This window comes from Albidovulum litorale, from assembly GCF_025751495.1.
GTDB classification, from domain to species: domain Bacteria; phylum Pseudomonadota; class Alphaproteobacteria; order Rhodobacterales; family Rhodobacteraceae; genus Albidovulum; species Albidovulum litorale.
In genome coordinates this window covers 424,402-441,514 of sequence record NZ_JAOWKZ010000001.1, presented here as the reverse complement: position 1 = coordinate 441,514, position 17,113 = coordinate 424,402, and the positions used below count along the sequence as shown (strand labels likewise).

The 17,113-nt window shown below is 63.2% G+C and carries 16 protein-coding genes; 8 read left to right on the top strand and 8 right to left on the bottom strand.

What is annotated here, in order from left to right:
* Window positions 1–7: 7 nt before the first annotated feature.
* The 4 genes from OEZ71_RS02195 to cysE all read left to right on the top strand — a co-directional run bounded on the left by OEZ71_RS02195 (window position 8) and on the right by cysE (window position 5,806).
* The gene (locus tag OEZ71_RS02195) at window positions 8–3,916 is read left to right on the top strand and encodes a baseplate multidomain protein megatron (RefSeq protein ID WP_263738289.1); all 3,909 of its coding nucleotides are present in this window, start codon (window positions 8–10) and stop codon (window positions 3,914–3,916) included.
* Window positions 3,909–4,619 (top strand): DUF2793 domain-containing protein, encoded by a 711-nt coding sequence (locus tag OEZ71_RS02190; protein ID WP_263738288.1) that lies wholly within the window; start codon window positions 3,909–3,911, stop codon window positions 4,617–4,619. The genes OEZ71_RS02195 and OEZ71_RS02190 overlap by 8 nt, the downstream gene beginning before the upstream one ends.
* Window positions 4,620–4,623: 4 nt before the next feature.
* The gene (locus tag OEZ71_RS02185; RefSeq protein WP_263738287.1) at window positions 4,624–4,917 is read left to right on the top strand and encodes a DUF7742 family protein; all 294 of its coding nucleotides are present in this window, start codon (window positions 4,624–4,626) and stop codon (window positions 4,915–4,917) included.
* 79 nt (window positions 4,918–4,996) lie between these two features.
* On the top strand, window positions 4,997–5,806 hold the full coding sequence (gene cysE, locus OEZ71_RS02180) for a serine O-acetyltransferase (protein WP_263738286.1): 810 nt from the start codon (window positions 4,997–4,999) through the stop codon (window positions 5,804–5,806).
* Window positions 5,807–5,819: 13 nt separating this feature from the next.
* Here cysE and OEZ71_RS02175 read toward each other — a convergent pair whose 3' ends face one another.
* The 7 genes from OEZ71_RS02175 to OEZ71_RS02145 all read right to left on the bottom strand — a co-directional run bounded on the left by OEZ71_RS02175 (window position 5,820) and on the right by OEZ71_RS02145 (window position 12,809).
* On the bottom strand, window positions 5,820–6,683 hold the full coding sequence (locus OEZ71_RS02175; RefSeq protein ID WP_263738285.1) for an asparaginase domain-containing protein: 864 nt from the start codon (window positions 6,681–6,683) through the stop codon (window positions 5,820–5,822).
* Between the two features lie 55 nt (window positions 6,684–6,738).
* Window positions 6,739–8,031, bottom strand: a complete 1,293-nt coding sequence (locus OEZ71_RS02170; protein WP_263738284.1) for a pyruvate dehydrogenase complex dihydrolipoamide acetyltransferase — start codon at window positions 8,029–8,031, stop codon at window positions 6,739–6,741.
* A 12-nt stretch (window positions 8,032–8,043) separates the two neighbouring features.
* Entirely contained in the window at window positions 8,044–9,405 is a 1,362-nt protein-coding gene (locus OEZ71_RS02165; protein WP_263738283.1) for a pyruvate dehydrogenase complex E1 component subunit beta, read from the bottom strand.
* Window positions 9,406–9,418: 13 nt separating this feature from the next.
* Complete coding sequence (pdhA, locus tag OEZ71_RS02160; RefSeq protein WP_263738282.1) at window positions 9,419–10,408, bottom strand: pyruvate dehydrogenase (acetyl-transferring) E1 component subunit alpha; 990 nt, start codon at window positions 10,406–10,408, stop codon at window positions 9,419–9,421.
* Between the two features lie 205 nt (window positions 10,409–10,613).
* The gene (locus OEZ71_RS02155; protein ID WP_263738281.1) at window positions 10,614–10,916 is read right to left on the bottom strand and encodes an FtsB family cell division protein; all 303 of its coding nucleotides are present in this window, start codon (window positions 10,914–10,916) and stop codon (window positions 10,614–10,616) included.
* Between the two features lie 115 nt (window positions 10,917–11,031).
* Window positions 11,032–11,925: a fructose bisphosphate aldolase gene (locus tag OEZ71_RS02150; protein ID WP_263738980.1), complete on the bottom strand. Its 894-nt coding sequence runs from the start codon at window positions 11,923–11,925 to the stop codon at window positions 11,032–11,034.
* A 110-nt stretch (window positions 11,926–12,035) separates the two neighbouring features.
* Window positions 12,036–12,809 (bottom strand): SDR family NAD(P)-dependent oxidoreductase, encoded by a 774-nt coding sequence (locus OEZ71_RS02145; RefSeq protein WP_263738280.1) that lies wholly within the window; start codon window positions 12,807–12,809, stop codon window positions 12,036–12,038.
* A 160-nt stretch (window positions 12,810–12,969) separates the two neighbouring features.
* Here OEZ71_RS02145 and OEZ71_RS02140 point away from each other — a divergent pair, with 160 nt between their 5' ends.
* The 3 genes from OEZ71_RS02140 (at window position 12,970) to OEZ71_RS02130 (ending at window position 15,822) form a co-directional block, all read left to right on the top strand.
* The gene (locus tag OEZ71_RS02140; RefSeq protein ID WP_263738279.1) at window positions 12,970–13,812 is read left to right on the top strand and encodes an isocitrate lyase/PEP mutase family protein; all 843 of its coding nucleotides are present in this window, start codon (window positions 12,970–12,972) and stop codon (window positions 13,810–13,812) included.
* Window positions 13,813–13,942: 130 nt separating this feature from the next.
* Window positions 13,943–14,494, top strand: coding sequence for a 2OG-Fe(II) oxygenase (locus tag OEZ71_RS02135; protein ID WP_263738278.1), 552 nt, complete (start codon window positions 13,943–13,945; stop codon window positions 14,492–14,494).
* Between the two features lie 68 nt (window positions 14,495–14,562).
* On the top strand, window positions 14,563–15,822 hold the full coding sequence (locus OEZ71_RS02130; protein WP_263738277.1) for an aminotransferase class V-fold PLP-dependent enzyme: 1,260 nt from the start codon (window positions 14,563–14,565) through the stop codon (window positions 15,820–15,822).
* An 84-nt stretch (window positions 15,823–15,906) separates the two neighbouring features.
* Here the strand turns inward: OEZ71_RS02130 and OEZ71_RS02125 are convergent, their stop codons facing one another.
* Entirely contained in the window at window positions 15,907–16,611 is a 705-nt protein-coding gene (locus OEZ71_RS02125) for an NAD-dependent deacylase (protein ID WP_263738276.1), read from the bottom strand.
* Window positions 16,612–16,651: 40 nt separating this feature from the next.
* On the opposite strand from OEZ71_RS02125, the gene OEZ71_RS02120 reads away from it, so the two are divergent.
* On the top strand, window positions 16,652–17,110 hold the full coding sequence (locus OEZ71_RS02120) for a low molecular weight protein-tyrosine-phosphatase (protein ID WP_263738275.1): 459 nt from the start codon (window positions 16,652–16,654) through the stop codon (window positions 17,108–17,110).
* Window positions 17,111–17,113: the final 3 nt, after the last annotated feature.

Sequence of the window (17,113 nt, the reverse complement as noted above, 5' to 3'; positions counted from 1 at the left end):
GGTCGGCATGGCGACCATTTTGCTTTCGGCCGCTGGTGCCGCGATCGGTGGCGGTTTCGGCGGTTCGATCCTCGGTCTTTCGGGCGCGGTCATCGGGCGTGCGATCGGGGCAACACTGGGGCGGGCGATTGATCAGAGGCTGATGGGATCGGGCTCGCGCACCGTGGAAACCGGGCGGATCGACCGGTTCCGGCTGACGGCAGCTTCGGAGGGCGCGCCTGTCGGACAGGTCTGGGGGCGGATGCGGATTGCCGGGCAGGTGATCTGGGCTTCACGCTTCACCGAACATGTGACCACATCGGGTGGCGGCGGCAAGGGCGCGCCGTCGCAGCCGACGGTGCGGGAGTTTTCCTATTCGGTGAACGTCGCGGTCGCGCTTTGTGAAGGGGAGATCACACGGGTGGGGCGCATCTGGGCGGATGGGATCGAGATATCCCGCGACGACGTGACGATGCGTGTCTATAGCGGGGCCGAAGACCAGTTGCCCGATCCGAAGATGGAGGCCGTGGAGGGGGCGGGCAATGTTCCGGCCTATCGCGGAACGGCCTATATCGTCTTCGAAGACCTGGATCTGTCGCGGTTCGGCAACCGGGTGCCGCAGTTCAGTTTCGAGGTCCTGCGGGCGGCGCAGGGCGACGCGATCGACGCGGAACCGGACCTGACGCGGGGTGTGAGTGGGGTCGCGCTGGTCCCGGGGACGGGCGAATACGCACTTGCGACGACGCCGGTGCATTTCAGCATGGGTGTCGGGCAGAATGTGTCGGCGAATATCCACGCGCCGGGTGGCAAGACCGATTTCGTCCTGTCCATGGAGGCATTGCGCGAGGAATTGCCGGGCTGCGGTTCAGCATCGCTGGTGGTTTCGTGGTTCGGGGGCGATCTGCGCTGTGGGCGTTGTACGCTGAAGCCGAAGGTGGAAGACAGGCGCTTCGATGGTGTCGGCATGCCGTGGCGGGCTGGTGGGATCGGACGGGCAGCGGCTGAAGAAGTGCCGCGTGATGCGTCGGGGCGTTCAATTTACGGCGGTACGCCTGCGGACCGGGCGGTGATCGAAGCGATCGGGTCGTTGAAGTCCGATGGCAAGTCGGTGGTCTTTTATCCGTTCATCCTGTTGGAGCAGCTGGCTGGAAACGGGTTGTTTGATCCTTGGTCCGGTGCTGCCGACCAGCCTGCCTTGCCGTGGCGGGGGCGGATCACGCTTTCAGCTGCGCCGGGTCGGGCGGGGACGCCGGACCGAACGGTGGCAGCGGATGTCGAAGTCGCGGCGTTTTTTGGCACTGCTCAGGCGTCCGATTTCATTGTCACCGGCACCACGGTTTCCTACACCGGACCGGCCGAATGGTCCTATCGCCGGTTCATCCTGCATTACGCGCATCTTTGTGCCGCCGCTGGTGGCGTCGATGCGTTCTGTATTGGTTCGGAAATGCGCGGGCTGACGCAGATACGCGGTGCAGGGGATGCGTTTCCCACTGTCGCGGCGCTGCGAGCCCTGGCAGCCGATGTGCGGAGCATTCTCGGGCCCGCCGTCAAGATCAGCTATGCTGCCGACTGGACTGAGTATTCCGGTTATCAGGACGGAACCGGCGATCTCTACAATCACCTCGACCCACTCTGGGCGGATGCCAACATCGATTTCATCGGCATCGACAATTACATGCCGCTGTCGGATTGGCGCGAGGGGCAGGACCATGCTGATGCTCATTGGGGATCGCTCTACAACCTTGAGTATCTGAAGGCCAATATCGAGGGCGGCGAGGGCTATGACTGGTTCTATTCCAGTCAGGCCCATCGCGATGCCCAGATCCGCACGCCGATCACCGACGATGCATATGGCGAGGATTGGGTGTGGCGCTACAAGGACATCCGATCCTGGTGGGAGAACGAACATTTCGACCGTATAGCCGGTGTGAAAGGCGTGCAGAGCCCGTGGGTCCCGCAGTCGAAGCCGGTCTGGTTCACGGAGTTTGGTTGCGCGGCCATCGACAAGGGAACGAACGAGCCGAACAAGTTCCTCGACCCCAAATCGTCCGAATCCAGCTTGCCGGTATATTCCAACGGTCGGCGCGACGACCTGATCCAGATGCAGTACCTGCGCGCGGTCATCGACTATTGGCGCGATCCCCAGAGGAACCCCGTTTCTACCGAATATGGCGGGCCGATGATCGATATGGACCGCGCCCATGTCTGGGCCTGGGATGCAAGGCCGTTTCCCCATTTCCCGGCCAATTCAGACCTTTGGTCGGATGGCGAGAATTATGCCCGCGGGCATTGGATGAATGGGCGCGTGTCGGCGCAACCCCTGTCGAGCGTGGTGGCCGAGATTTGTGCGCGTTCGGACCTGAACGATATAGACGTGGACGGGCTTTACGGCCTTGTCCGGGGTTATTCGGTGGCGGATGTGACGACTGGGCGGTCGGCACTACAACCACTGATGCTGGCCTATGGGTTCGAGGCGCTGGAGCGGGATGGTCTGATGCGGTTCCGGATGCGGAACGGTGTGGTCAAGGCAAATGTCGGAGCCGCAGACATTGCCGTGAGCGAGGAAACTGATGGTTGGGTCGAGACGGTTCGCGCGACTGAGGCCGAGGTCGCGGGGCGGGTGCGCCTGAACTATGTCGAGGCCGAGGGCGATTACGAGGCACGTTCGGTCGAGGCGATTTTTCCCGACGAAGCGGCGCTGGGTATCGCACAGTCGGAACTTGTGCTGGCGCTGACCCGGTCCGAAGGGCTGCGGATCGTCGAGCGCTGGCTGGCCGAGGCGCGGGTAGCGCGGGATGGCGCGCGGTTCGCGCTGCCGCCGTCGCTGGGTCATCTCGGGGTCGGCGATGTTGTAGATCTTGGCGGGGCGGGACGCTACCGCATCGACCGGGCCGAGCAGGCGGGGGCCATCGCGCTGGAAGCAGTAAGGGTGGAACCGGCAGTCTATGGACCGTCAGACGAAGCTGAGGAACGCGTGACACCACGCAAATTCGCCGCTCCGGTTCCAGTCTTTCCTCTGTTCATGGACCTGCCGCTCATGACCGGCCAGGAGGCGCCCCAAGCACCGCATTTGGCGGTCACCGCGACGCCTTGGCCGGGTTCTGCTGCGGTATATTCTTCGGACACCGATGCGGGGTACCTGCTGAACCGGCTGATTTCGACCCGTGCGGTCATTGGCGAGACGGAAACAGCGCTAGACGCCGCCGCGCCGGGGCTTTGGGACCGGGGGCTGCCGCTGCGCGTCAGGGTTTCTGGTGGCGATCTGAGTTCTGTCAGTCCCGACCAGCTTTTTAACGGGGCCAATGTGATGGCGATCGGCGATGGCTCGCCGAGCAATTGGGAACTTTTCCAGTTTGCCGATGCTGTACTGGTTGGTCCCGATACCTATGACCTTTCGATGCGGCTGAGGGGGCAGGCAGGTACAGATGCGGTCATGCCTACGAATTGGCCCATCGGGTCCTATGTGGTCCTGATGAACGGTGCGCCGAAGCAGATCGATATGGCGCTGGCTGCGCGAGATCTGGCCCGGCACTACAGGATCGGCCCATCGACGCGGGCTTATGATGATCCGTCCTACATCCACCGGGTCGAGGCGTTTTCCGGGATCGGTCTTAGGCCGCTGTCACCCGCTCATTTGCGGGCACGGCGCGGTCTGGTGGGCGATCTGGGCGTGAGCTGGGTCCGTCGCACGCGGATTGACGGGGATAGCTGGTCAGGGCTGGACGTACCATTGGGAGAGGCGCTTGAACGGTATCTCGTCCGGGTTGTCGAAAGCTCTCTGATCCGGCGCGAGGTGTTCGTGGCGCAGCCGAACTGGACTTACACAACGGCGATGCAGGCCGCCGATGCTGTGACCGCGCCGTTCGAAATTCATGTGGCTCAGTTGTCCGATGCGTTCGGGCCGGGACCCTTCAGGAGGATCACTGTCAATGCCTAATACCAACCAGCTTGGCCTGCCGCTGTTGCAACCGGCGCAGGCGCAGAAACATGTGACCGTAAACGAGGGGATGGCGCGGCTCGACGGGCTTGTGCAGCTTGTGCTGATCTCGAAGAGTGTCGCCCTGCCACCGGCGATCGTTATCGACGGGGCCTGCTATGGTGTGCCGGTCGGCGCGGTTAACGAATGGTCGGGGCAGGACGGCAAGATTGCCATCGGCACCAATGGTGGTTGGGAGTTTGCTGATCCTAAGCGCGGCTGGCACGCTGCGATTCTGGATGAGGGCGGCACTGCTTTGTATGACGGCGCTGCATGGCGGATCGGGATGGCGACCCTATCGCCCAAGAATGCGGGACTGTCGCTGAAAGTCGCGGAAATCGATCATGTGATAGCCGCAGGACCGGTTTCGACAACGATGGTTGTCATCCCCTCGAATGCCGTGGTGTTCGGGGCGACCGCACGCGTCACAGTGGACATCACCGGCACGCTCACGGGGTGGTCACTCGGCAATCCCGGGGCGGTCGGGCGATATGGTTCGGGCCTTGGCCTTGCAGCCGGGTCATGGGCGCGTGGAGTGCTGGGACAGCCCACGACATTCTATGTGCCCGAGGCGATGCAGCTTGATGCTGAGGGTGGAAATTTTGCCAGTGGCGAAGTGCGGATCGCCGTCCATTACCTGGAACTCGCCCTGCCGGACTTGTGATGACATGCGGCAAGTTACGCATGGCGATGTGATCGCTTTAGCAAGGGCGGTTGTCGATCTGCCGCCTGCCTGCCGCATTTCCGAGATCGTTCGGGTTCTGGAATGCGCCCATGCGGCGGACTTGTACCGCAAGCATAAGGGCCGGTCGCATCCGTTCTGGGGGAATGGCAGTCTTGCCGGGGCCGTCATGGGCAAAGCTGCCAAAGTTACAGAGCCATTTCAGTCAGACACACGTTATCTGGAAGCGATGGCAGCGGTGATTGAAACACTGCTTGATTGGAAGCATCGCAAAACTTGATGACCCATTGCCTTTCCTCTTCCGGTTTTGCGCCTTATCTCTATCTGCTATAAAGGGTCTGCAAGCGGAGGGCACCGTCATGGCCGAAACGAAACGTAAGGTTGCTCAGGTCGATCCGGTCTGGTCGCATATTTGCGAGGAGGCCCGTGCGGCGGTTCGCGATGAGCCGCTTCTGGGCGGGCTCATCCATTCCAGCCTTCTGCATCATCCGTCGCTGGAGCGCGCGCTCGCCTACCGCTTTTCCCTGAAGCTTGCTTCAGGTGAGATGAGCGAGCAGATCCTGCGTGAGATCGCCGACGAGGCCTATGCCGCTGATCCCGAAATCGGGCAGTCGGCGCGGGCCGATATCGTCGCGGTCTATGACCGTGATCCGGCCTGCCACCGCTTCCTGCAGCCGGTGTTGTTTTTCAAGGGCTTCCAGGCGGTTCAGTGCTACCGGATCGGTCACTGGTTGTGGCAGACCGGGCGCCGCGATCTGGCCTATTTTGTCCAGATGCGTGTGAGCGAGGTCTTTGGCGTCGACATTCATCCCGGCGCCATCGTGGGCAAGGGAATTATGATCGATCATGCGCATTCAATCGTCATCGGCGAGACGGCTGTAGTTGGCGATAATGTTTCCATGCTGCACTCGGTGACGCTTGGCGGCACGGGCAAGGAAGATGGCGACCGCCATCCGAAGATTGGCAATGGTGTGCTGATCGGGGCTGGTGCAAAAATCCTTGGCAATATCAGGGTTGGCGACTGCTCTCGCATCGCGGCGGGGTCTGTCGTGCTGCACGAAGTCCCGAAATGCACCACCGTCGCGGGCGTGCCCGCACGTGTCGTTGGTGAAGCCGGGTGCGAGCAACCCGCGCTGACAATGGATCAGATCATTGATGGTGGCGTCTGACGCCGTAGCGGCGTCAGAGGTCGAGCCAGAGATCGGCGAGCGCGCGTTCGGCTGTTTTCGTGCCGCCGTTTTCAACTCCTGAAGCCCACAACGCTTCCCCTGCCGCATAGGCGCCGGGGGTAAGCCCCCCGCGTTCGCATTGGCTGACGGCGACGATCCTGCAGCCACGTCCGGTTGCGGCAGAGAGCACCGACAGCAGCTTCGGGTCCTGCATCATGGTACCGGCACCGAATACCCTGAGGATGGCCCCATCGAGGTGTTCAAGGGCTGCGCCAAATGCGTCGACGGCAGCCCCGAAGCCGGGGGCGAGGGTCAGGATGGCGAGCTTCCGATCGGGAAAGTGTCTTGGGGCGAAGGGACCACGCATCGAAATCGCAGCTTGCGTTTCGCGAAAGGAATCGGGCGCGGAAGAATGGTGTTTTACCACGGACGCCCCCGTGAGAATGCGCCCGGAGAAGGCAAGCCAAACGCCCGGGGCCGCTCCGCTGACGGCATCGAGCGCCAGAATGAGGTTGGACTCGGCGTCCCCAGGCACCCCGAGTGGCTTCATCGAACCGGTCAGAACGACGGGGATCGGCAGGCCCGGAAGTGCCGCCGACAGGGCGGCGCCGGTGAAGGCCATCGTATCGGTGCCGTGGGTAAAGATTATACCGTCCCCCGACCACTCCGCGATCCGGTCGATCAGCCGGTTCCAAACCGCCGGTCCCATTTCGGCGCTGTCGATCAGCGGGTCAAAACTGTGAATCGTCAGGTCGAGCTTGGGTGGCGCGAGACGGATAAGCGCCTCCTCGACAAGCCCCGGCTGCGGCGCGAGGCCATTGGGTCCATGCGCCATGCCGATGGTGCCACCGGTATGAAGAACGAGAATCCGGGTCATCTGGATTGGCCGCCCATGGTGCGAGGGGCGGGAGTGTGACCTCCCGCCCGTCAGGTCAGGCTAGCATCGACATCGGGCTTTCGAGATAGCCGACAATGGCTTTCAGAAGTTCGGCGCCAAGTGCGCCGTCGATAACCCGATGATCGACCGAAAGCGTCATCGACATAACCGTCGCTACGCCAATCTCTCCATCCGCCTTCACGACCGGCTTCTTGATCCCCGCGCCAACGGCCAGGATCGCGCCATGCGGTGGGTTGATGACGGCGTCGAAATTTTCGATCCCCATCATGCCAAGGTTGGAAATCGCGAAGCTGCCGCCCTGATATTCGTGGGGGGCCAGCTTGCGGTTTCGTGCCCGGGTCGCGAGATCCTTCATTTCGGCCGAGAGGGCAGAAATCGTTTTCTGGTGCGCATCTTTCAGGACCGGCGTGAAGAGCCCGCCTTCAATGGCGACTGCAACGGCCACGTCCGAAGGTTTCAGCTTCAGCATCCGGTCGCCCGCCCAGACAGCATTGGCATCGGGCACATCCTGAAGCGCCAGCGCGCAGGCCTTGATGATGAAGTCGTTTACCGACAGTTTCACGCCACGCCCTTCAAGCTGGGCGTTGAGCTGACCGCGGAACTTCATCAGTGCATCAAGCTGCACCTCACGACGCAGGTAGAAATGCGGGATCGTCTGCTTGGCCTCGGTCAGCCGGGCCGCGATGGTCTTGCGCATGCCGTCGAGCGGGATTTCCTCATATTCCCGACCCTCGTACATCCGCGCAACCATATCGGCCGACGGCCCGGCAGGAGCCACCGCCGGAGCCGCAGGTGCGGCTGCCGGTGCCGCCGCAGGGGTCGCGGCCTTCGGCACCGCGCTTGCACCTTCGACATCGGCCTTGACGATCCGCCCATGCGGGCCGGAGCCGGTCAGGGTCGCGATGTCGATGCCCTTTTCCTTTGCCAACCGGCGTGCGAGCGGCGAGGCGATCACACGCTTGCCGTCCGGTTTCGGTGCGGCGGGGGCTGGTGCCGGGGCTGCAGCCGCCGGTGCGGCTGCAGCCGGGGCGGGGGAGGCCGCAGCAGGTGCCGCTGCGGGGGCAGGAGCCGCATCAGCGCTTTCACCTTCCTCGACCAGAACGGCGATGGGGGTGTTTACCTTCACACCCGCCGTCCCTTCGGCCACGAGGATGCGGCCCACGATCCCTTCATCGACCGCCTCGAATTCCATCGTCGCCTTGTCGGTTTCGATCTCGGCCAGGATATCGCCGGAGGAGACGGTATCGCCCTCCTTCACCAGCCATTTCGCGAGCGTTCCCTCCTCCATCGTCGGTGACAGAGCGGGCATCAGGATTTCGGTTGCCATGTCTTTCGCTCCTTACCGGTAGGTGACTTGCTTGACCGCTGCCACGACCTCGTCCGAGGTCACCAGCGCGTGCTTTTCAAGGTTCGCCGCATAGGGCATCGGCACGTCCTTGCCGGTGCAGTTGATCACCGGCGCGTCGAGGTAATCGAAGGCGCGTTCCATGATCACTGCCGAGAGGTGGTTGCCGATCGAGGCGACGGGCCAGCCCTCTTCAACCGTCACACAGCGGTTGGTCTTCATGACCGAAGCGATGACGGTGTCATAGTCGATCGGGCGCAGCGTGCGCAGGTCGATCACCTCGGCGCTGATCCCCTCGGCGGCGAGCTTGTCCGCCGCGTCCAGCGTGTGGGTCATGCCGATCCCGAACGAGACCAGCGTCACATCCGTGCCTTCGCGCCAGATTTTGGCCTTGCCGAAGGGGATGGTGAAATCGTCCATATCCGGCACCTCGAAGGAGCGACCATAGAGGATTTCGTTCTCAAGGAAGATGACGGGGTTCGGATCGCGGATCGCCGATTTCAGGAGGCCCTTGGCATCAGCCGCCGAATAGGGCTGCACGACCTTCAGGCCGGGGATCTGCGCGTACCAGGCGGCGTAATCCTGGCTGTGCTGGGCAGCCACGCGGGCCGCCGCGCCGTTCGGTCCGCGGAAGACAATCGGACACCCCATCTGGCCGCCTGACATATAGAGCGTCTTTGCAGCCGAGTTGATGATGTGGTCGATCGCCTGCATCGCGAAGTTGAAGGTCATAAACTCGACGATCGGCTTCAGGCCGCCGAAGGCGGAACCGACCGCGATACCGGCAAAGCCATGCTCGGTGATCGGGGTGTCGATCACCCGCTTGTCGCTGAATTCGTCCAAGAGGCCCTGGCTAATCTTGTACGCGCCCTGATATTCGCCGACTTCCTCGCCCATCAGGTAGACGTCCTGATCGCGGCGCATCTCTTCGGCCATCGCTTCTCGCAAAGCCTCACGCACGGTCATAGTTTTCATCGCCGTGCCTGTCGGCCAGTCGGGCGAGGTGTCCGCTTTCGGCGCTGCGGGCGCGGCAGCCGCGGGTGCCGCAGCGGTGGGTGCGGGCGCAGGGGCCTCGGCCGCCGGTGCCGCAGCAGCGGCCGCATCGGCGCTTTCGCCTTCCTCGACCAGCACCGCGATGGGCGTATTCACCTTCACGCCTTCGGTGCCTTCTGTCACGAGGATACGGCCGACGATGCCTTCATCGACTGCCTCGAATTCCATCGTCGCCTTGTCGGTTTCGATCTCGGCGAGGATCTGGCCGGACGACACCGTGTCGCCCTCCTTCACCAGCCATTTCGCAAGTTTGCCTTCCTCCATCGTCGGGGAAAGCGCGGGCATGAGAATTTCGGTAGCCATGTGCGTGTCCCCCTTACGCGTAGATGTCGGTCCAGAGCTCGTCGAGCGCCGGTTCCGGGCTGGTCTTGGAGAATTCAGCGGCCTCGTTGACGACGGCCTTGATCTCTTTGTCTATGGCCTTCAGGTCGTCATCGGTCGCATGCTTGCCCTGCAGAAGCAGTTCGCGCACATGTTCGATCGGATCGCGTTCATCGCGCATCTTCTGGACTTCCTCGCGGGTCCGGTACTTGGCCGGGTCCGACATCGAGTGGCCGCGATAGCGGTAGGTCATGACTTCGAGGATGTACGGACCCTTGCCCGCGCGGCAGTGCTCCGTGGCCTTCTCGCTTGCCGCCTTCACTGCCAGCACGTCCATGCCGTCGACCGTTTCGCCCGGAATGCCGAAGGCGAGGCCGCGCGTATGCAATTCGGGAGTGGAGGTGGAGCGTTTCTGCGCCGTGCCCATCGCATACTGGTTGTTCTCGATCACGAAGATCACCGGCAGTTTCCACAGGGCGGCCATATTGAAAGTCTCGTAGACCTGGCCCTGGTTCGCGGCACCGTCGCCGAAATAGGTGAAGGTGACGCGTTTGTTGTCCTTGTACTTGTCGGCGAAGGCGAGGCCGGCGCCAAGTGGCACCTGAGCGCCGACGATGCCGTGGCCGCCATAGAAATGCTTCTCTTTCGAGAACATGTGCATGGAGCCGCCCTTGCCTTTTGAGAGGCCGCCCTCACGGCCCGTCAGTTCGGCCATGACGCCCTTGGGGTCCATGCCGCAGGCCAGCATATGACCGTGATCGCGGTAGGAGGTGATGCGCTTGTCGCCCTCTTCGGCCGCGGCTTCCAATCCGACCACGACCGCCTCTTGCCCGATGTAGAGATGGCAGAAACCACCGATCAGACCCATCCCGTAAAGCTGACCTGCCTTTTCCTCGAATCGGCGGATGAGCAGCATCTCCCGGTAATAGGTCAGCAATTCTTCTTTAGATGTATTTGATTTCGCGGCGCTTTTTCTTGCGGCCATGCCGAGAACCTCCCAATGGCGAGAAAGTAGTTCAACGTTAAACTATCTTATAGCGTAACTGCGGTTAAATCGCGAGCAATATTTGTGCGTGGCGACTTTAATATCGGATCGCCCCTGGCGATCCGACCCACCGGGGGCGCTGCGCCCGGACCCCCGGAGTATTTTCCGACAGAAAGTGACGAAAGGCGTGGTTTGCCGCGATGCGCTAGTGAATGACGATTTCGTCAGCGCGCACCAGTCCAAGCACGTCCCGCGCGCGTTCGTCCAAAAGGTCAAGATCGAGATAGGTGTCGGACAGGCGATGCGTCAGATTGGCCATCCGCGCGACCTCGGATTTCAGCCGGTCCCGCTCGGCTGTCAGCGCGTCCCGTTCAGCCGTCGCCTGCACCCGCCGGAACACGCCGAAATCACCCTGCACAGCGGCAAAGGTGAAATAGAAGCCGAGCGCGGACGCCGTCATCAGATAGAGCGCCATGGCAAGGGCCGGACGTTTGCGCGGTGCATTCATGCTCTGCCTCGTTTCACCGCCTCTTGCGGGCGGGCTCGCGAATCATTGCACAGGAGATTCGCGAAGGGAATCCCCCTTCGCGATTTTCCCAAGGTTTTTGCGGGTTTTTGCGCGATCAACCAGCGACCGAGGCGTCGCGGATCGACTGGATCGTGGTGTCCAGAACCGCATTGAATTCTGCGTCAGACTGCTGCGCCGACAGACCTTCGGTCAGGGCGCGGCTGAAGCTCGCGATCATGCCGGTATTCTGGGCCAGAAGCGCATTGGCCTCATCACGGCTGTAACCGCCCGACAAGGCAACGACCCGCATCACACGCGGATGATCGACCAGCGGCTTGTAAAGATTGGCCTTGGTCGGCAGCGTCAGCTTCAGCATGACCTGCTGATCGGCGGGCAGGGCGTCGAGGTGCCTTTTCAGTTCCGCCAGCAGGATGTCCTCCGCCTCGGCCTTGTCGGCGATGGAGATTGTGACCTCGGGCTCGATGATCGGCACCAGCCCATGGGCCAGAACCTGACGGCCCAGATCGAACTGCTGCGCCACGATGGCGGCGATGCCCGCCGGGTTGGCCGCGTCGATGACCGAGCGTTCCTTGGTGCCGAAGATGCCCGCCTTGACGGCGCGGCTCAGGAGGGCATCGAGGCCGCCAATGGGCTTCATCAGCTTCACGCCGTCCTTGGCCTCTTCAAGTCCCTTGTCGATCTTCAGGAAGGGCACCACGCCGCGATCTTCCCACAGATAGGTCGCCGAGGGCTTACCGCTGATCTCATCGTCCATGGTTTTTTCGAACAGGATCGCGCCGATCACGCGCTCACCGGTGAAGGCGGGCGAGGTGGCGATGCGGGCACGCATCTGGTGGATCAGGCCGAACATCTCGGCATCATTCGAATAGGCATCCTCGCCGATCCCGTAGAGCTTGAGCGCCTTTGGCGTCGAGCCGCCGCTCTGGTCCAGCGCGGCAATGAAGCCCTTGCCCGAGCGCATCTGTTCCGCCTGTTTTTGCCGCGACATGTTCACCTCCGCCGGAATGCTGAAACCCATGGATCAAATCCTGATCCCGGCTTCTAGGCGCTTCACGCGGCCCATGCAAACGTGGTGGCGCTAACGCAGGTCTGGCGGTTCTATTTCAGGAACAATGCAGCGATCCGGGGCACGAGAAAGCGCGGCGCGAACCGGGGGGCAAAGGCGAAGAACTTGTTTTGAAGGCCGGTCACGCGAATCCGCTTGCCCTTCTTCATCGCCTTCCAGCCCGCTTTCGCAACGCGCTTGGCTGAAGCAGGCGGCAACGCCTTGAAGAGAGCGATCCCCTCCATCTGCGCATCCTTGGCAAAATTGGTGGCCGTCGCGCCCGGGCAAAGCGCCGTCACCGTGACCGGGCCGCCACGCAGCTCTTCGGCCACGGCCTCGGTCAGCGACAGCACATAGGCCTTGGTCGCGTGGTAGACCGCCATGTTCGGTCCCGGCATGAACCCGGCCGCGGAGCCCACATTCAGGATGCGTCCGCCGCCCTGCCGGGTCATATGAGCGACCGCACGTTTGGTAAGTGTTGTGAGGGCCGTCACATTGACCATGATCGACGCCATTTCACGGGTGAAATCGGCACCGGTGAAGGGGCCATTGTAGCCAAGCCCGGCATTGTTCACGAGAATGTCGATATGGCGGCGCATCTCGGCCCGTCGCCACAGGGCCTCAACAGCCTTCGGGTCTTCAAGGTCGGTCGGCAGCACCTCGATGGCGACATTGTGCTTGGCGCGCAGTTCATCGGCCAGACGTTCCAGTTTCTGTGCCTGCCGCGCGACGAGGATCAGGTCACGTCCCTCGGCCGCCGCAAGGCGCGCGAATTCCACGCCCAGCCCCTCGGAGGCACCGGTGATCATAGTCCATTTGGTCGACATCTGCGCGTCTCTCGGCCAGTTTGTTGTGAAGTTGTATCCAATCTGTAAACGGCGAAACTATGGCCGTCTTGAGGAACCTCGCGTCATCGGCAGGGCGTGATTGCCGTGCGATGAAAGTGTTCCTATTATGTTCTTGTTTTGGTAATCAGGGAGTGGCGTGATGGCGGTCCGAAAGGTCAAATTCGACAGGTTCCGGGCAATGCATGATCGGGCAGGGGCCTTCGTGATGCCCAATGCCTGGGATGCCGGGTCTGCGATGATCTTGACCGCTTTGGGATACGAGGCGATTGCAACCACCAGCGCGGGATATGCCTTTTCGGTCGGCAAGCGGGATTCCTTTGCCGCACTCTCCCGCGATGAGGTGCTGACCAATGCCGCTGCCATCGCGGCCGCCACCGACCTGCCGGTCAGCGTCGATCTTGAGGACGGTTTCGGACCCGCGCCCGAGACGGTGGCCGAAACCGTGATCATGGCGGCTGAGCGGGGCCTTGTCGGCGGTGCGATCGAGGATGCCACGGGCGATCCCGATGATCCGATTCACCCTTTCGGGCTGGCGGTCGACCGGATCAGGGCGGCGGTTGAGGCCGCGCGGGGGCGGTCTTTCCTGCTGACCGCCCGCGCTGAGAATTTCCTTTACGGACGGCCCGACCTGAACGATACGATTGCCCGCCTGCAGGCCTTCGCCGAGGCAGGGGCGGATGTGCTCTATGCGCCGGGGCTGCCTGATCTGGAAGCGATCCGAACGGTATGCCGAGAGGTGGACAGGCCGGTGAATTTCGTGATGGGCCTGTCGGGGCCGAACCATACGGTCGCCGATCTCTCCGGGGCCGGGGTCAGGCGCATCAGCACCGGTGGCTCTTTTGCCCGTGCCGCGCTCGGCGCGCTGATACGGGCAGGCAGGGAGGTGCTGGAGGCGGGCACATTCACCTATGCTTCCGATGCGGTGCCGGATGCGGAGGTGGCGGCGATGATGTCGCAGAAACGGGGTGGCGGGCAGCTTTGACGCGGCCCCGCGCGGATTCACAATAGATCCGAATGCGAAAAGCGACATTGCGGTCGCACATGATGCGGACTTTTGCACCGAACCGCGCCATCGGGGGGCGATTCCTAATTCTGACCCAGGCGACCCGCCCATGTTTACCCCCTATTCTCTGCCCGACGCTTTCGATCCCGCGGAATGCGACCGGATCATCGCGCTTGCCAGCGCCGCGCCGCTGGATGATGCCGGGCTCGTCCGCAACACCTCCGATCACAATATCCGCCGCGCCGATCTGGCATGGCTCGATGAACGCGAGGGGGCGGAATGGGTCATGGACCGCATCATCCAGCTTGTCGCCCGCGCCAATCGCGAGGCGTTCGATTTCGCGCTGACCGAATTCGCCGAAAGCGCGCAGGTCGCGCGTTACGGGGCTGAGCGCGAGGGGCATTTCGACTGGCATTCCGACATCGGCATGGGGGCTGCCGCCGCACGGCGCAAGCTGACGATGGTGGTTCAGCTCTCAGAGTCGGATGCCTATTCCGGCGGGGTGCTGGAACTTATGCCCGACGCCAATATCCATGCCGCCGAGACAGGGCGCGGCACGGCGACCGTCTTCCCGAGCTTTGTCCTGCACCGCGTCACGCCGGTCACGGCGGGTGAACGCTGGTCGCTCACGATCTGGTCTCACGGCCCGGCTTTCCGCTGAACGCGACCGGTCGGGCTTGACCTCCCCGCCCGGACGCGCCCAATTGGCCAAAAAGCGGGAGAGCAGGAATGATCGCCGATAAGCCGGGATTGATGGAAGAAGTGCGGGCGCGTTTCGCCCATGTCGAGGCTTGTCCCTTCGAAGGTCCACGCATCTTTTTCGAGAATGCCGGCGGCGCGCTGCGGCTGAAATCGGTGATCGAGACTTCAGCGACCTATGCGGGCTATCCTGACAATCAGGGCCGCGACAATCCGGCCGCGGCGGCATTGATGGCTGCGATTGCGAAGGGCAAGGCCGATATGGCTTTGTTCTTCAATGCGGCTGGTGGCCGGGTCTTTGTCGGCGAAAGCGGAACCGAGGTGTTGTTCCGGCTGGTCCGCACCGCCGCGCTCGGGGCCGAAACGGGCGGCGTGATGCTCGGTTCCACCCTTGAACATCCTGCTTCGGCCAGCGCCATGGCGCGCTGGGCCGCGGTGACGGGCAGACCCCATATCCGCGTCGCGCATGACGATGCCACCGGGACCGTCGGGCTGGCGGCCTACCGCCCGCACCTGACGGCCGATCTCAGGGTCGCGACCATCGTTCATACCTCGCCTGTGACGGGCATGTCGGTCGATGTCGCGGGCATTGCGGCGGCGATCCGGGAGGTTGCGCCGGATTGCTTCATCATCGTCGACGGCATCCAGCATGCAAGCCACGGAGCCGTCGATACCGGCGCGGTTCTGGCGGATGGCTATGCAGTATCGCCCTACAAGGTGTTCGCCCGCCATGGCTACGGCGTCGGCTGGGCCTCGGACCGGCTGACCGCTTTGGTCAAGGAACAGATTGTCGGCGGCCCCGCTGATGCATGGGAACTTGGGACCCGCGATGCTGGCAGCTACGCGACCTTTTCCGATGTCGTGGCCTATCTCGACTGGCTTGGCGGTCACTTCACGACAAGCGGCGAGCGGCGGAGCCGGATCGAGGCGGCGGGCAAGGCCATTGCCGGACATGAGGCGCGTCTGATGACGGCGATGATTCACGGTACCGGCAATCTCGCCGGACTTGTTGCCCTGCCGGGCGTTACGCTGATCGGCGGCGATGCGGTGGAGGGGCGCGAGGGCGTTGTATCATTGCGCCTTGCGAATATGGCCTCGGGCGATCTGGTGCGGTTTCTGGCGGAGCGGGGCATCCGTGTTCATATCCGCCGCAATGACCATTATTGCGGAAATATCCTCGGTCCCCTTGGGTATGAGGACTGCATTCGCGTGTCGGTCAGTCATTATAACACCGAAGCCGAGGTCGCGGCTTTTCTCACCGCGATGCGTGAGGCCACGGGCGCGCCCTGATGCGGGCGGGCAGGGGGCCGTCTGCCCCCTCTGCGCCCGTTCCGGGCGCATTCACCCCCGAGAGTATTTCCGGACAGAAAGTGATCAGCTTTCGTTGAGCATTTCCGCCACCCATTCGGGCACGATCTCGCTCGCCCGGCCATGCCGCGACTCGTCGAAAACTGTCGCGTTCTGTGAGGGTTCGAGGTTCAGTTCCAGCGTCCGCGCCCCCGCGGCGCGGGCCGCCGCGGCGAAACCGGCGGCGGGGTAGACCGTGCCGGATGTGCCGATGGAGACGAAAAGACCGGCGCAGGTCAGAGCCTCGCCGATCCGGTTGAGATGATAGGGCGTTTCCCCGAACCAGACCACATCGGGCCGGGCCCGGGGGCGTGCGCATTCGGGGCAGGGATCGGTGGCCCGCATGACTTCAGGTGCAGGCCAGCGGTGGCCGCAGGCGGCACAGAGCGCGGTCAGATGTGTGCCGTGCATGTGGATCACCTCGGGGCTTCCCGCCTGTTCGTGCAGGTTATCGACATTCTGCGTGATCAGCGTGACGGGCCCCTGCCAGTGCCGGGCGAGCCGGGCAAGCGCGAGATGCGCCGGATTAGGCTTGACTGCGCGTACCTTCTCGCGCCGCCAGTTGTAAAAATCGAGTACGAAATCCGGGTCGCGGGCGAAGCCTTCGGGTGTGGCCAGGTCGCGCCAGTCGTAACGAGACCAGATACCGCCGACATCGCGGAAAGTTCCGAGCCCGCTCTCGGCCGAAATCCCGGCGCCTGTCAGGATGACGATATGGTCGGGTTTTGACATCGCCCCCTCCTTCTGCCATGGCCGGGGACGGAGGCCCAGCATGAAGCGCGTTCTCTTCGTCTGTCTCGGCAATATCTGCCGCTCCCCGGCGGCCGAGGCGGTTTTTGCCGCCAAGGCCAGTGCGGCGGGGCTGGCGGCCAGTGTGGACAGCGCCGGAACCGGCGGCTGGCATATCGGCGGTCCGCCCTATCCGCCGATGATCGCAGCGGCGGCCGCGCGTGGCTACGATCTTGCGCCGCTCAGGGCGCGGCAGGTGCGGCGGGCGGATTTCGACGATTTCGACCTAATTCTGGCGATGGACCGCGCAACTCTCGCCGAACTCTCGGCTCTGCGCCCTGGGGGCAATGCCACGCCGCTCCACCTCATGCTCGAAAATGCGCCGGGCTGCGGCACGGACGAGGTGCCCGATCCCTACTACACGCGTGATTTCGACCGGGCTTTGGACCTGATCGAACTGGCCGCCGATGGGCTGGTTGCATCGCTGACGCGGTCGGGCTGACCG